General features: G+C 68.2%; 14 protein-coding genes, 1 rRNA gene and 1 riboswitch. Of the genes, 2 read left to right on the top strand and 13 right to left on the bottom strand.

The genetic code is table 11. The annotated features are described in order from the left end of the window. Positions 1-169 precede the first annotated feature (169 nt). Positions 170-282 (top strand): 5S ribosomal RNA (rrf, locus tag ACFPAH_RS15370). A 370-nt stretch (positions 283-652) separates the two neighbouring features. Continuing rightward, a complete protein-coding gene (locus ACFPAH_RS15375; protein WP_379747020.1) occupies positions 653-1,555 on the top strand; it encodes a retropepsin-like aspartic protease in 903 nt (300 codons plus the stop codon). Positions 1,556-1,574: 19 nt separating this feature from the next. On the opposite strand, the gene ACFPAH_RS15380 is transcribed toward ACFPAH_RS15375, so the two are convergent. From ACFPAH_RS15380 to cobT, 13 genes are all read right to left on the bottom strand, one after another. Then, entirely contained in the window at positions 1,575-1,991 is a 417-nt protein-coding gene (locus tag ACFPAH_RS15380; RefSeq protein ID WP_379747023.1) for a DUF2061 domain-containing protein, read from the bottom strand. A 93-nt stretch (positions 1,992-2,084) separates the two neighbouring features. Beyond that, positions 2,085-3,539: a cobyric acid synthase gene (locus tag ACFPAH_RS15385; RefSeq protein ID WP_379747025.1), complete on the bottom strand. Its 1,455-nt coding sequence runs from the start codon at positions 3,537-3,539 to the stop codon at positions 2,085-2,087. After that, positions 3,536-4,402 (bottom strand): helical backbone metal receptor, encoded by an 867-nt coding sequence (locus ACFPAH_RS15390; protein ID WP_379747027.1) that lies wholly within the window; start codon positions 4,400-4,402, stop codon positions 3,536-3,538. The genes ACFPAH_RS15385 and ACFPAH_RS15390 overlap by 4 nt, the downstream gene beginning before the upstream one ends. Beyond that, complete coding sequence (gene cobD / locus ACFPAH_RS15395; protein WP_379747029.1) at positions 4,399-5,379, bottom strand: threonine-phosphate decarboxylase CobD; 981 nt, start codon at positions 5,377-5,379, stop codon at positions 4,399-4,401. Before cobD ends, ACFPAH_RS15390 begins: the two co-directional genes overlap by 4 nt. Beyond that, on the bottom strand, positions 5,372-6,316 hold the full coding sequence (locus tag ACFPAH_RS15400) for a CobD/CbiB family cobalamin biosynthesis protein (protein WP_379747031.1): 945 nt from the start codon (positions 6,314-6,316) through the stop codon (positions 5,372-5,374). Before ACFPAH_RS15400 ends, cobD begins: the two co-directional genes overlap by 8 nt. Continuing rightward, positions 6,310-6,867 (bottom strand): bifunctional adenosylcobinamide kinase/adenosylcobinamide-phosphate guanylyltransferase, encoded by a 558-nt coding sequence (cobU, locus tag ACFPAH_RS15405; protein WP_379747033.1) that lies wholly within the window; start codon positions 6,865-6,867, stop codon positions 6,310-6,312. The genes ACFPAH_RS15400 and cobU overlap by 7 nt, the downstream gene beginning before the upstream one ends. Next, on the bottom strand, positions 6,864-8,177 hold the full coding sequence (locus ACFPAH_RS15410; RefSeq protein WP_379747035.1) for a cobyrinate a,c-diamide synthase: 1,314 nt from the start codon (positions 8,175-8,177) through the stop codon (positions 6,864-6,866). Before ACFPAH_RS15410 ends, cobU begins: the two co-directional genes overlap by 4 nt. Then, the gene (cobO, locus tag ACFPAH_RS15415) at positions 8,174-8,800 is read right to left on the bottom strand and encodes a cob(I)yrinic acid a,c-diamide adenosyltransferase (RefSeq protein WP_379747037.1); all 627 of its coding nucleotides are present in this window, start codon (positions 8,798-8,800) and stop codon (positions 8,174-8,176) included. Before cobO ends, ACFPAH_RS15410 begins: the two co-directional genes overlap by 4 nt. Before the next feature lie 34 nt (positions 8,801-8,834). Further along, on the bottom strand, positions 8,835-9,863 hold the full coding sequence (locus tag ACFPAH_RS15420; protein ID WP_379747039.1) for a FecCD family ABC transporter permease: 1,029 nt from the start codon (positions 9,861-9,863) through the stop codon (positions 8,835-8,837). Positions 9,864-9,874: 11 nt separating this feature from the next. Continuing rightward, positions 9,875-11,734 (bottom strand): TonB-dependent receptor domain-containing protein, encoded by a 1,860-nt coding sequence (locus tag ACFPAH_RS15425; RefSeq protein WP_379747041.1) that lies wholly within the window; start codon positions 11,732-11,734, stop codon positions 9,875-9,877. 70 nt (positions 11,735-11,804) lie between these two features. Further along, positions 11,805-12,026, bottom strand: a riboswitch (cobalamin riboswitch). 19 nt (positions 12,027-12,045) lie between these two features. Further along, a complete protein-coding gene (locus tag ACFPAH_RS15430; protein ID WP_379747043.1) occupies positions 12,046-12,591 on the bottom strand; it encodes a histidine phosphatase family protein in 546 nt (181 codons plus the stop codon). A 2-nt stretch (positions 12,592-12,593) separates the two neighbouring features. Further along, positions 12,594-13,373 (bottom strand): adenosylcobinamide-GDP ribazoletransferase, encoded by a 780-nt coding sequence (locus ACFPAH_RS15435; protein WP_379747045.1) that lies wholly within the window; start codon positions 13,371-13,373, stop codon positions 12,594-12,596. 3 nt (positions 13,374-13,376) lie between these two features. Beyond that, positions 13,377-14,411 (bottom strand): nicotinate-nucleotide--dimethylbenzimidazole phosphoribosyltransferase, encoded by a 1,035-nt coding sequence (gene cobT, locus ACFPAH_RS15440; RefSeq protein WP_379747047.1) that lies wholly within the window; start codon positions 14,409-14,411, stop codon positions 13,377-13,379. Positions 14,412-14,873: the final 462 nt, after the last annotated feature.

Genomic DNA, 14,873 nt, shown 5'->3' on the forward strand with positions numbered 1-14,873 from the left:
ATTAAGCTAACCAGTACTAATTGCCCGTACGGCTTGTCCCTATAACCTTAGCAGGTCATAGTAATTCGAGATTACAGTGCTGTTTGTTGACACGACAGTTACTACTCACAAAACCTACTTCTTCCAGATTCTGAGCCGCGTTCATTGAACGATGCTCGTACAAGTCATGCCTGATGACCATAGCAAGTCGGTCCCACCCCTTCCCATCCCGAACAGGACCGTGAAACGACTTTGCGCCGATGATAGTGCTGCAACCAGTGTGAAAGTAGGTTATCGTCAGGCTAGTTATAAAGAAAAAACCCGCTGAGTACGCTCAGCGGGTTTTTTTTCGTTCAAGAACCCCGCAGGTTCGGGCCCACACTGTGGACCCTCAGCCCTGCGGGTTTTTTGCGTTTGGGCTTCGGGTCGTGAAACGGTGGGGGCGCAGGCGCGGCCTGGCCATACCCTACGTTATGGAGAAAGGGTAATCTGCTAATAATGCTGGCTGCAGTGATATTAAAGTATTTATACTGCAAGTTCCCGCAGCTACATTATTGATCCCGTGATCCCAGTCCGCCGCGCTCTCCCTACCTTCTTCCTAGGATCTATTGTTTGCGCCGGGCTGGTATTTTCCAGCGCCGCGGACGCGGCGCCTCTGCCCGGAAGCTGCGATATGGGCGAGCAGGCGACCATACCGCTCAGGTTTGCCGAAGACCTGCGTCCAGTCGGCGAGGCCGTCGTCAATGGCTCCACGGTGCCCGTGATGCTCAGTACCGGCTCCGCGGAATCGCTGGTGTTCAATAAAAAAACGCTGGATCGCCTTGGCGTCGAGGTACGCAGCTCGACGAGTACCCTGTTTCCCAGCGATGAGCGTAATCCGACAGGCGCCGTATTGTTGCGCGAAATAGCGTACGCCTTCGTCGACGACTTCTCTTTCGGCCCATTTAAGAGGAAAAAGGCGAGCTACCTGGTCGAGGATTTCATGGACGACACGTTCGCAATCAGGGCCGGCGCCGGCAATCTCCTGCAAACAGATGTCGAGCTCGCCCTCGATGCCGGTTATCTGAAATTCTTCACGCCACAAGGCTGCTTTCGCGAGCACCTCGCGTATTGGGATCTGCAAGCGGTAGCCGTCCCGGCAATGGGGGATGTCTGGAAACGCGATCCCCGTCTGGTGTTCAAAGTCCGCATCGCCGGCAACGACGTCCTGGCCATCCTGTCGACCGGCACCCCGCATTCCTACCTGCCCAAGCCGACAGCTGAACGACTGGGTTTGAGCGCCAGCTCGCCCGGCGCGACACGGGAACCCCCCGTGCCGGGGCACGGTCCTGACCAGCCGGTGTGGAAGGTTCCGGTTCCAAGCTTGTCGATTGGCGCCCTGGACGTCAAGAACCTGGACTTACGCGTGATGGACCTGCCCCAAGAGGGCGAGATCCTGGTGTTGGGCGCCGATTTCCTGCACCGCTATCGGGTCTACGTTGCCAGGAGCCAGATGCAATTCTACTTCTCGCCGATCGATGCCCCGAAAGCCTTGAAGCGCGGGTCGGTCAAGGTGATCCCGTCTGCTCCTGAATGAAACCAGGTGTCGAGCCACATCAAGCGCCCTGCAACCGGGCGTTGAACGGGCTGCTGCGCTCGAGCTTGGCCCACAGGCGGTCGTGCAGCGGCAGGACGAGGACGTTACAGATCGGCTCGACCAGGGCTGCGATGCCGCCCATGGCCAGCGAGCCCGTCGCCACAAACATCACGCCGAAAGCAACGCCCGCATGCAGACCGGTCTGGCTGATCTTCTCGCCGGCCAGCGCCAGCGCACGAGCACGCGCGTCAGCCGCTCTACGCCGCCATGTCGCCCAGGCCGCTTCGTGGTAGGGCAGCAGCAGCACATTGATGACCGGCTCCACCAGGACCGCCAGGCCGCTGAACACCGGCGAGCCGGTCATGGCGTAGGCAACCACATAGGCAATGGCCATGTGCGTGGCTACCTGGCTAACTCGCTTTGCTACGGTGACCATGTGCTGCTCCGTTCCAAACAATCAGGAGCAAATGATAATCATTCTCATCAAATAAGTTAAATGAATTGATTTAAAGTTGGCGATAGGGGAAGGCTATAATGCAGGCAGCGCGCGCAGGCGTTCGAACAAACCCTGGGCAGCGTCGGCCAGCCGGTCCAGGCTTGCTTCCCGCAACGCTGCCGTATCGACGCGGGCACCGGTGCGCGCGCCGGCCCAGCGCAACAATGCCGCGCCGGCATCCGGATGATCGAACAGCCCGTGCAGGTAGCTGCCGAGGATCTGGCCATCCGCGGACAGTGCGCCCTCGGCACGGCCGGCGGCGAGGAAGGCCGGCGTATCGAGCGCACTCCCGATCGATACGCCCATGTGGATTTCGTAGCCTTCGACTGGCGCCGCCGTGTCGAAGGCGCAGACGCCGTGCACTTGCCGCAAGCGTTTTTCGCTTTCCATCACGGTGCTCAGGTCGAGCAGCCCAAGGCCGGGCGACGTGCCGGCAGTACCCTCGAGCCCGTGCGGATCGTGGACATGCGTGCCCAGCATCTGGAAGCCTCCGCAAATGCCGATCAGCTTGCCCCCATAGCGCAGATGCCGCGCGATCGCGTCGGGCCAGCCCTGCGCCCGCAGCCAGGCGAGGTCGCCCCGGGTGTTCTTGCTGCCCGGGAGGATGATGAGGTCGGCCGCGGGAATCGGCTCGCCCTCGCGCACGAAGCGCAGGTCGAGGTCGGGATGCACGCGCAGCGCGTCGAAATCGGTATGGTTGCTCATGCGCGGCAGGCTCGGCACGATGACCTTGAACGCGCCGCGCCCGGCCGGCATCGGCTGCACGGCGTCTTCGGCGTCCAGGTACAGGCCGTGCAGGTAGGGCAGCACCGCCAGCACCGGCTTGCCGGTCTCGCGCTCGAGCCAGTCCAGGCCGGGTTCGAGCAGCGCGATGTCACCCCGGAAGCGGTTGATGACAAAGCCGACGATGCGTGCCCGTTCGCTCGGCGACAGGCAGGCCAGGGTGCCGACGAGATGGGCGAACACGCCGCCGCGGTCGATGTCGGCCACCAGCAGCACCGGACAGTCGACCGCCTCGGCAAAGCCCATGTTGGCGATATCGCGCTCGCGCAGGTTGATCTCGGCCGGGCTGCCCGCGCCTTCGACCACGATGCACGCGTACTGCTCGCACAGGCGGGCGTGCGATTCCAGCACCGCCGCCATCGCCACGGTTTTGTAGTGGTGATAGTCGCGCGCATGCATGTGTGCCCTTGCGCGGCCGTGGATGATCACCTGGGCGCCGGTGTCGCTCGAGGGTTTCAGCAGCACCGGATTCATGTCGGTATGCGGCTCGATCCCGGCGGCGATCGCCTGCAGCGCCTGGGCGCGTCCGATTTCTCCGCCGTCGCGGGTCACCGCACTGTTCAGGGCCATGTTCTGCGGCTTGAAGGGCGCCACGCGCACGCCCTCGCGCCTGAGCAGACGGCACAGCGCGGCGACCACCGTACTCTTGCCGGCGTCGGAGGTCGTGCCCTGCACCATCAGGGTCTGGAAGGGGAAGGCTGTCATTTGCGCTGCCTGCGTGCCTGCTCGAGCTTCTCGCACAGGATGGCCGCGCCGGCAATCATGCGCGGACCCGCGCGGTTGAGCAGGTTACCATCGACCGTAAACAGGTTCCCGTTGCGCACGGCCGTCATGGTCGGGTACTGGCGCCACAGGTTGACGCCTCCATAGTTCTTTTCGGCGGTGCCGAAGATCGCTTCCGGGTCGGCCTGCAGCACGCTTTCCAGCGTCACCACGGGCGCCGTGATCGTCAGCGCGTCAAAGATGTTCTCGCCGCCGCACAGGCGCAGCGCGTCGGTGACGATATGTTTGCCGCTGAGCGTGTACAGCGGCTTGTCCCATACCTGATAAAAGCTGCGTACCGGCGAGCGCCCCGCGTAACGGCTGCGCAGTGCCGCCAGCTGTCCACGCAGGCCGGCCGCCACCGGCCGCGCCGCCGTCTCGGTGCCCATCAGTTGCGCCAGGCGCAGCAGGCTTTCGGGGATGCCTTCCAGGGTCTGCGGGTCGCTCAGGTAGACCGGCACGCCCAGCTGGCGGACCAGTTCGATCTGGCGTTCCGAACTGCCGTGCATCCAGGCCACGATCAGGTCCGGCCGCAAGGCCATGATGCGTTCGATGTCGACTTCGCGGTTCGAGCCGATGCGCGGAACGCGCTTGGCCGCTTCCGGGTAGTCGCTGTAGTTGACGGCGCCGACCACGCGCGCGCCGCCGCCGGCCGCGAACAGCAGTTCGGTCGCATGCGGCGCCAGGGAAATCACGCGCATCGCCGGCTTGTCGAGCGTGACGGCCTGGCCCGCATCGTCCTTGACGGTGACGGCTTGCGCACTCGCGCCCAGCATCAGGACGATGAGTAAGCATGTTCGTTTCATGTTGGGCTCCATTCGTCGAGCGCACGCGCCAGGCGCTGCCACTCGTCTTCGTTGGCGGGCAGGCCGAGGCGGATGCCGCGCGCGGCCTGCGGGAACAGGCGGCACCAGATCCCGCGCGCGGCCATGTGTTCGTGAAAGTCTTGCGGACGCGCCTCGGGCCACCAGTGGAACAGGGACGTTCCGTCGGCGGTGATGCCGTGCGTGCGCAGCAGGGCCTGCATGCGTTCTCCCGCCGCCTGCAGCCGCAGCCGGGTGGCGGCCTGCCAGGGTCCGTCTTCGAGCGCCGCCAGCGCGATCGACTGGGCCGGACCGCTCACGGCCCAGGGACCGAGCTGGTCCGCGAGCTCGGCCAGCAGCGCGGGCTGCGCACCGACAAAGCCGAGGCGCAGGCCGGCCAAGCCAAAAAACTTGCCGACCGAGCGCAGCACGATCAGGCCCGGCTGCGCCGAGTGGGCCGCCACGCTCAGCTCCGGCAGGGTGTCGCCGAACGCTTCGTCGACCACCAGCCAGCCGCCGCGCCGCTGCAGCCGCGCGGCCCAGGCCAGCAACTGCGTCGGCGGCACGGTCGCGCCGGTCGGGTTGTTCGGATTGCAGAGCACCACCACGTCGCTCGTCTCCACCGCAGCGTCGAGCTGCGCGTAGGGAAGCTCGCGCAGCGTGTGGCCGTGGCGGCCCCAATGGTGGGCGTGTTCCGCATACGAGGGCGCGGCCACGGCCACGCGCGAGGGCGGACGCAGGCGCGGCAGGGCCTGGATCGCCGCCTGGGTGCCGGCCACCGGCAACAGGTCCGGGGCGCCGTACCAGGCGCAGGCCGCCTCCACCAGTGTCGGATCCGGCTCCGGCAGGCGGTGCCAGGCAGCCGCCGGCAGGGGCGGCGCCGGATAGCCCCAGGGATTGATGCCGGTCGAGAGATCGATCCAGTCGTCGCGGCCGAAACGCCGGGCCGCCGCGCGCAGGTTGCCGCCGTGTTCAAGCATGCCGGACTCCGTACAGGACGAGCGCCGCCGCGGCAGCGAGCGCCACCCACAGCAGGGCCGAGGCCAGCACCAGGCGCCAGGCGCGCAGGATGTCACGCGGCGCTGCGGCCGGCCCGCTGCCGAGCGCCGGTCGCAGCTCGAGCTGGCCGGCATAACGCGCCGCGCCGCCGAGTGCGATCCCGAGCGCGCCGGCGCCGCTGGCCATCACCGGCCCCGCGCTCGGGCTGCTCCAGGCCGGGGCCTGGCTGCGCCAGCAGCGCCAGGCGCGTGCATGTCCGCCGCGCGGCGCCAGCACCACATAGCTGAGTGCCGTCAGGCGCGCGGGAACAAAATTGAGCAGGTCGTCGACGCGCGCCGCCACCCGGCCGAACAAATCAAAGCGTTCGCTGCGGTAGCCCCACATGGCGTCGAGCGTGTTCGCCAGCCGGAACAAGAGGGCGCCCGGCCCACCCGCCAGCACAAACCAGAACAGCGTGCCGAACACCGCATCGTTGCCGTTTTCGAGCAGCGATTCGGCGCCGGCCTTGGCCAGCTCGGAGGGCGTCGCCTGTCCGGTGTCGCGGCTGACGATGCGGCCCGTCAGCCGGCGCGCCTGGTCCAGCTCATTCTCCTCCAGCGCGCGCAGGATCGGCAGCGTATGGTCGCGCAGGCTGCGCAGGCCAAGGCAAAAGTAGAGCAGGGCGGCGTGCAGCACCAGCCCCGCATGCAGGCCGAGCCACCAGGCCAGGGCGGATGCCGGCAGCACGGCCAGTGTCCAGGCGCAGGCGCCCCGGAGCAGCCGCCAGCGTCCGCGGTTGAGCCAGGCCTCGAGCGCCTGCGCGACGCGTCCGAAGCCGACCAGCGGGTGAAAACGCCGCGCCTCTCCCAGCAGCAGGTCGAGCGCCACGCCCGCCGCCAGCAGCAGCGCCAGTTCGGGGAAGGACAATCCGCTCAGCATGCCGGACCTTTCAGCACCAGCGGCAGGCCGGCCGCCACCAGCACGACGCGCTCGACGCGGCTGGCGACCGCCTGGTTCAGGCGCCCGGCTTCGTCGGCGAAGCGGCGCGACAAGGCGCCCAGCGGCACGATGCCCATCCCGACTTCGTTCGACACCAGTACCAGCTCGCCCGGCAGGCCCTCTTCGAGCAGGTCGAGGAAAGCCGTGCGCTCGCGCTCGAAGGCGGCGGGCAGCACCAGTTCGCCACTGTCGGGTAGCGGTGCTTCGCCGCACAGCATCAGGTTGGTCAGCCACAGGGTCAGGCAGTCGGCCAGCACGATGGCGCCGGGCGTGCAGGCGCGGCGCAGCGCGTCGGCCAGGCGCAGCGGCTCCTCGACCGTGCGCCAGTGGCCGGGCCGGTGCGCGCGGTGCTGCAGGATGCGGGCACGCATTTCGCCGTCGCCGGCCTGTGCGGTGGCGACATACACGACTTGCCGGCTTGAAGCCTGCGCGAAGCGCTCGGCGAACGCGCTTTTGCCCGAGCGGGCGCCGCCGAGGACGAGGGTATTCATGGCGCCGCCCGCATGAAGAGGCTGGCCGCAGCCTGCGGGTTGGAGGCGAAATAGCCGTGGAAATAGGACGCCGTCAGTGCACCGGCGCGGTACACCGCCTCCCCTGGCGTGCCGGCCGGATGGCGCAGCGTGTGCTGCTGCGGCGCCAGCGGGGTGTCGAAGCGCGAATAGTGGAAGGTATGCCCGCGCAGGGTGCCGGCCGCCGTCGCGAGCGCCTGCGATCCGAGGCCGGCCAGGCGTGCTCCCATGCGTACTACGCCGGGCAGGACGCCCGCCATCGGCCAGCGCCGGCCGTCGGGGTCGGTGAGCTCGTCGGCGAGGGCCATCATGCCGCCGCATTCGGCCAGGATCGGCAGGCCGGCCGCGTTCGCGGCATTGATCGAGGCGCGCCAGCGCGCCGCACCGGACAAGGCCGCGCCATGCAATTCGGGGTAACCGCCGGGCAGGTAGACGGCGTCGGCAGCGGCCGGCACCGGCTCGTCGGCCAGCGGCGAAAAGAAGGCCAGTTGCGCACCGAGCCGGCGCAGGGTGTCGAGGTTGGCCGGGTACAGGAAGCAGAAGGCGGCGTCGCGCGCGATCGCAATCGTCCGTCCCGCCAGCAGCGCCTCGACGGCGGGCGGCTCCGGTCCTTCCAGCCCTTCGGGCAGCAGCAGCGGCAGCGCCTGCCAGGCCGCCTCGTCCAGTTCGAGCGCATCGGCCAGCGCGTCGAGGTGGGCGTCGAGTTCGGGCAGTTCGTCCGGCACGACGAGGCCGAGGTGGCGTTCCGGCAGCGCCTGCGGCTGGCGCGGCAGGGAGCCGAGCAGCGCGATGTCGCGCAGTGAGTCGGCCACCATCCGCGCATGCCCGGCGCTGGCGACCCGGTTGGCGAGCACCCCGGCCAGGTCCACCGGGCCGTAGTCGCGCAGGCCGAGCGCGACGGCCCCGGCGGTCTGCGCCATGGCCGACGCGTCGATCACCGCCAGCACCGGGATGCCGAAGGCACGGGCCAGGTCGGCCGCCGAGGGCGTGCCGTCGTACAGCCCCATCACGCCTTCGACCAGCACGGTGTCGGCGTCGCGCGCGGCGTCCGCCAGCCGCGCGCGGCACTCTTCGAGCCCGACCATCCACAGGTCGAGCGTATGGACCGGGGCGCCGCTGGCGCGTTCGAGCAGCATCGGGTCGATGAAATCCGGGCCGCATTTGAAGACGCGCACGCGCTGTCCGGCGCGCGCCAGGCTGCGCGCGATGGCGGCGGTGACGGTGGTTTTACCTTGTCCAGAGGCGACGGCCGCCACCAGCACGATGCGCGCGCCAGGGTGCCCCCCGCTCACCACTCGGTCCCCGCCTGGGCTTTGATGCCTGCCGCGAACGCGTGCTTGACGACGTTCATCTCGGTGACGGTGTCGGCCACGGCGACCAGTTCCGGCGGCGCGCCGCGCCCGGTGATGACGACGTGCTGCATCGGCGGCCGGTCGAGCAGGTCTTCGATGACGGCGTGTACGTCGAGGTAGCGGTACTTCAGTGCGATGTTCAGTTCGTCCAGCACCACCAGCTTGACGTCCGGGTCGGACAGGAAGGTCTTGGCCTTGGCCCAGGCCTCGGCCGCCTTGGCCATGTCGCGTTCGCGGTTCTGGGTCTCCCAGGTATAGCCTTCGCCCATCGCATGGAAGCGCACTTCGGCGGGGAAGCGACGCAGGAATAGCTCTTCGCCGGTCGCCATCGCGCCCTTGATGAACTGGACGATACCGACCTGCATGCCGTGCCCGAGGGCGCGCGCCGTCATGCCGAAGGCGCTCGAGCTTTTGCCCTTGCCGTTGCCGGTGTTGACGATGATGATGCCGATCTGCTTGTCGGCGGCGGCGATGCGCTCGTCGATGATCGCCTTCTTGCGTTCCATGCGGACGCGGTGGCGCTCGTTGAGGGCGCTGGTCTGGTCAGGTGTCATGTCGTTCATGGTGAGCTCCGGGAATGGCTGCGCCTGATGGGGCCTAGTGGCGACGCAGCCGATGCAGTTGATAGAGGAAGATGGGGGCGCCGATGATGGCGGTGACGGCGCCCACCGGCAGCTGCTGGGGCGCGACGACGGTGCGCGCCAGCGTGTCGCACAGCACCAGGAAGCTGCCGCCGCCCAGCATGGCCGCCGGAATCAGGACGCGGTGGTCGGGACCGAAAGCGAAGCGGCAGGCGTGCGGCACGATCAGGCCGACGAAGCCGATCGAGCCGGCGCTGGTGACGGCGCTGGCCGTGAGCACGCCGGACACGAAAAACAGGCCGCGCCGCAGGCTGCCGACGCGCACACCGAGCGTGACCGCGTTTTCCGCGTGCAGGGCCATCAAATTCATGCCGCGCGCGTTGCGCAAGGCGAACAGCAGGGCGCCGCCCAGCACCAGCCAGGGCAGCACGCGCACCGGGGCGCCGGCGACGTCGCCGATCATCCAGAACACCATGCTGCGCAGGCGGCCTTCGGGCGCGACCGACAGCATCAGGGTGATCAGGGCCACGCACAGCGAGGAAATGATGACGCCCGTGAGCAGCAGTGTCGAGGTGCCGCCTTCCATGCCGGTGCCGCCGCGCAGGTCGCGCCGCGCCAATCCGTACAGCAGCATCGACACCGTGACCGCGCCCGCCACGGCGGCCGCCTCGATGGTCGCCATGGCGGCCATCAGCAGCATCGCGCCGAGCGCGCCGACCGAGGCGCCGGCCGAGATCCCGAGGATGTAGGGATCGGCCAGCGGATTGCGCAGCAGCGCCTGCATCAGCACCCCGGCCAGCGCCAGGGCGGCGCCGGTCACGAAGGCGACCGTGGCGCGGCCGGCGCGCAGTTCCAGCAGCGCAGCGGCCAGCGATTGCGGCCGGCCGCCCAGCAGCTGGCGCAGCGCGTCCGGCACCTCGCTTGCTGCCACCGCGATCGAGCCGGTCATGCCCGCGTACAGCATGCAGGCGAGTGCCAGCAACAGCAGCGCGCCCGTGATCAGGGTGGCGCGCTGGCGCAGCAGCAGGGGAGCGGTCGTGCTCACGGGCGGCCCGCTCAGCGCAGGCGGTAGCGCAGGCCGGCGAACCAGCTGCGCCCGCCCGTGCCGTAGTTACGGGCCAGCTCGTAGTCCTTGCCGGCGGCGTTGTTCACGCGCGCCAGCAGCGACAGCTCCGGATTGATGCGCCAGGTCGCGTGCAGGTTCAGCAAGCCGTAGCCGCCGAGCCGGCGCAGGTTGGCGGCGTCGTCGAAGCGCGCGCCGGAGAGCACCAGTTCCGCACCGCCCTCGAGCGCGCCGGCCGTATAGTCGGCGCCGACGCTGGCGTGGCGGTCGCTCCTTCGCGCCAGGCGCTTGCCGCTGCCGTTGTCGCGCGGGTCCTGCCAGTCGAGGCTGCCGCGCAGGCGCAGCGCGCCGATGCGGGTGGCGCCCGACAGCATCACGCCTTCGAGCGTGGCCGAGGCCACGTTGTAGGCGCAGCTGCCGGTGCGGCCGGCGCGCTGGTCGGGGCAGGGCGTGGCCGAGACGATCATGTCGGTCAGGCGGTTGCGGAACCAGGTGGCGTCGAGCTGGACGCCGCGGCTGTCGTAGCGCAGGCCGACTTCGGCGTTGCGGCCGCGTTCGGGACGGTTCGACTCGACGCCGTAGCCGGGGTAGTACAACTCGTTGAAGGTCGGCGCCCGGAAGCTGGTGCCGATGCTGGCGCTGGCGCGCAGGCCGCCGCCGAAGTCGTAGCCATAGCCGGCGGCGCCCGTGTTCTTGCTGCCGTAGGCCGAGCGGTCCTGGCGCGCGCTGAGGTCGACCAGGTGGCGCGCGCGCCGCAGGGAATAGGCGGCGCCATACGAATCGGTGCTGCGCTCGCGCGCCAGGGCGCGGGTGGCGCTGGACGCGACTGCTTCCTTGCGGTGGGCGTAAAGCAGCTGCAGGGTGTCGGTGCCGAGCGCGATCGTGTTTTGCCAGGTCAGCTCGTCCTGCCGGGTGTCGATCTGGCTGGCGCCGGACGCCGCCGCACTGGTAAAGCTGCCCAGCTTGTCCTCGGAGCGTGCCAGCTGCACGCTGCTGCGCCAGTTCGGCAGCAAGGTGTTGGTCATGAACAGCGAGGCCGTGTTCAGGTCCTGGCGGTTATGGGTGTCGTAGCTGCCCGCGCCGCTGTCGTACTGGGCGCGCAGGCGGCTGTGCAGGAACTGGACGCCCGCTTCGTGGCCGGGCGCGAGCGCGACGCTGACGCGGCCGTGGGCGTTGCGGCGGCGGTAGCCGTCGTCGTCCGGGTGGTAACCGAAGGCGCCCGGCTTGGTGGCCGAAAACCCGTCCGACGCTTCGTGACCGGCGCCGAAGGCGTAACTGACGGCGTGCTCGCCGCCGCCGCTGCCGGCAAGCTGGGCGCTGGCCTGGCGCGCGGCGTCGCTGCCGGCGCCGGCCGCTACGGTGGCGGCCAGTCCGGCGCCGCCCTTGCGCGTAAAAATCTGGATCACGCCGCCGATCGCGTCGGCGCCGTACAGGGTGCTGAGCGGGCCGTAGACGACTTCGATGCGCTCGATGGCGTCGAGCGGAATGGCGTTCCAGCTGGCGGCGCCGCTGGTCGAGGAGCCGATGCGCACGCCGTCGAGCAGGACCACGACCTGGTTGCTGTTGGCGCCGCGCAGGAAGACGCTGGTGCTGGCGCCGGCGCTGCCGTTGCGGGCGATCTCGATGCCGCCCTGGCGCTGCAGCAGGTCGGCGACAGAACCGGCGCCGGAGCGCGCGATCTCGTCGGCATGGATGACGGTGGTCTGGGCGATGACATCGGCGGCGCGTTGCGGCATGCGCGTGGCGGTGACGACGACGGTATCGACAGGTAGGGAGTCGGCGCACGCGAAAGGCGCGGCCATGGCGAGTGCGAGCGACGAGGCGGCCGCTTGCCGTGAAACGTGAAAAGTCATGACGGTTCTATGGGTTGGACAACCAGCCCACGTCCCCGTAGGCCAGATTGAACAGAAGCGCGACGGTGCCGTTGCGCTTCCACCTTTTGGCCGGTATCCGGGCTGGCAAGTACAACCGTCCGACCTTCCCATGCGGATGCACAGTGGTCTGGGGAGACGATTCGCCGCGTGAACGCGGCACTTGCTGACCGTTGCGGGGGCAGCACACGCTGGCCTTATTGAAGGGCTTCGTGTTTCCCGTTTAACTGCGCCTGTGAACACAGGCGCGAGCACCAAAACGATTCAATTATACGGCCGTCGAGCGCGTGTTGTCAGTTTTTCAGGACCAGCACTTCGCCGTAGCCGATCCGGTGCGGGGTGCGCGCGGCCTCCAGCGCGGCCGCTTCCAGGGCCTGTCCGGTCCACAGGGCGCGCAGCAGGCGCATGGTGCCGGCGTGGCAGATGACGAGTGCTTCGGGATGGGCCGTGTTACGCAGATCGCCGAGGAAGGCGGCGGCCCGGCGTGCGACGTCGAGCACGCACTCGGCGCCGCCCGGACGGTAGCGCAGCAGGTCGGCGGCCCAGGCGTCGACCTCGGCGCGCGGGATGGCGTCCCAGGGCCGCATCTCCCAAGCGCCGAAGTCCATTTCGGCCAGGCGCGCATCGAACTGCAGGGATACGGGATCGATCGCGCGCGCCAGGTCGGCACAGCGCGACAGGGGACTCGACCAGGCCGGCAAGGTGCCGGGCAGGCAGGCACTGCGCAAAGCCTCGCGCACGCGCAGGGTGTCGTCTAGCGTGGCGGCGACGTCGCTGCTGCCGTAGCACAGGCCCGCTGCGATCGCGGGGCGGGGGTGGCGTACCAGCAGCAGGCGCATCTCTAAGCGAGTGCGCCGTGGCCGAGGCTGGCCAGGAGGACGAGATAGACGGCGACTTCCGCTACTTGCTGGACGGCGCCCAGGCAGTCGCCGGTGTAGCCGCCGATCCGCGCCTGGAAGGTGCGGGCGAGCCAGAGGGCCGCTACCCCCGCAGCCGCCACGCCGGCGCTCAAGGCCGGCAGCGTCACCTGGCCCGCTGCCGCCAGCAGGGCGCCGGGCAGGAGCGCGGTGAGCGCGGCGATGGCGAATTCGACACCGCTCATCTGCTGGGCCATCGGTTTCGACTTTCCCTCGTCGCGCGCGTAGTCCATGCGCCAGATCAGGGCAGTGGCGGCCAGGCGCGAGAGGGGATGGGCGATCAGCAGGGCAGCGATGGCGCTTGCTGGCGGCAGCATGGCCAGTGCCGTGCATTTGATGCCCAGCATGCAGACGATGCCGATCGCGCCGTAAGCGCCTACCCGCGAGTCCTTCATGATCTCGAGCACGCGCTCGCGCGTCAGCCCGCCGCCGAAGCCGTCGCAGGTGTCGGCGAAGCCGTCTTCATGAAAGGCCCCGGTCAGGTAGATCGAGGCCGCGGTCGACAGCACGGCCGCCACCGGCGCCGGCAGCACCAGTGCGGCCAGCGCATACACGGCCGCGGCGCCCACGCCGACGACGCAGCCGACCAGCGGGAAATAGCGCGACGCATGGTGCAGCCATTCGGGCTGGAAGCCGACCCAGCGCGGAATCGGCAGCCGCGTGAAGAACTGCAGGGCAATGAAGAACAGGCGCAGTTGCTGCATGACTTAGCTTGCGCGGGTGGCGACCTGGGCGGACGAGAAGGTCGCCATCTGGTCGAGGAAATTGACGGCCGCGCGCAGCAGGGGCAGGGCGAGCGCGCTGCCGGTGCCTTCTCCGAGCCGCAGGCCGAGTTGCAGCAGCGGCTGCGCGTCGAGGTGCTCGAGCATCAGGCGGTGACCTTGCTCGTCCGAGCAGTGGGCGAACACGCAGTAGTCGAGCACCGCGGGTTGCAGGCGAGCCGCGACCAGCAGCGCGCTGGTGACGATGAAGCCGTCGATCAGCAGCAGCTTGCGCATCCGGGCGGCCTGCAGCATGGCGCCGGCCATCATCGCGATTTCGAAGCCGCCGAAGGTGGCCAGCACGGCGCGCGGCTCCTCGACCCCGGCGTGCCTGCGCATGGCCGCCTCGATGACGGACTGTTTGCGCCCGACGCCCTCGGGCGACAGCCCGGTGCCGGCGCCGACGCAATCGGCCACCGGCGCGCCCGTCAGCTTATGCATGAGCGCGGCGGCGGATGTCGTGTTTCCGATCCCCATCTCGCCGAAACCAACGACATTCCCCGGCAGAGCGTGCACCAGTTCCATGCCGTGCTCCATCGCAAGCTGGCATTCCCCGGCCGTCATGGCCGCCTGCTCGGCGAAATTACGGGTGCCGTGTCCGACCTTGCGGTCGACTAAACCGGCGCGCTGGCCGAAGTCGTGATTGACGCCCGCATCCACGACCTGGATCGCGCAATCGTTCTGGCGGGCGAACACGTTGATCGCGGCGCCGCCGGCCAGGAAGTTCTCGACCATCTGCCAGGTCACTTCCTGCGGATAGGCGGAGACGCCCTCGGCGACGATGCCGTGGTCGGCTGCGAACACGAGGATGGCGGGGCGGTCGACGCTCGGTTTCGTCGTGTTCTGGACCAGGCCGATCTGCCGTGCCAGCGCTTCGAGGCGGCCGAGACTGCCGATGGGCTTGGTTTTGTCATTGATCGCGTTGTCCAGTGCGGCGGCGAGCGCTGCGTTGCTGGTTGAGACCACTGCAGGGATGTGCATTGTTGTCGTTTGTATAAAGTAGAGGCCGGGCAACGATAGCACAGGCCGCGGGCCTTGCAACTGGGCGGGAGGTTTGCTATAGTTCGCCTCCTCGTGAAAACGCCAACGAAATCAAGTAGTTGAAAAGTAGTTGAGCTGGCAACGAGGACCGCGGAAAACGCGGTGCAGGAAAAAGAAGTTGACGACGCAAACGAAACACTGCATAATCTCGCTTCTTCGCTGCTGACAAACAAAACGCTTTGTCGACAAGCAGCAGGCAGTACCGCCCTCGGCGGGAGCCCAGTTCTTTAAAAATTAACAGTCGATAAGTGTGGGCGTTTGATGAAGGTGCCAAGAACTTCGGTTCTTGATTGCTTAAAATATCAAATGTTCACAAAAGTATTAACGTTGCTCAGCAATGAGCGACGGTCAGTATCTTGAGTGAGCGACCCCTGAGCAATCAGGGTGACTCGAAAGAGTCAA

The organism is Massilia sp. GCM10023247 (assembly GCF_042653325.1).
Lineage (GTDB): Bacteria > Pseudomonadota > Gammaproteobacteria > Burkholderiales > Burkholderiaceae_D > Telluria.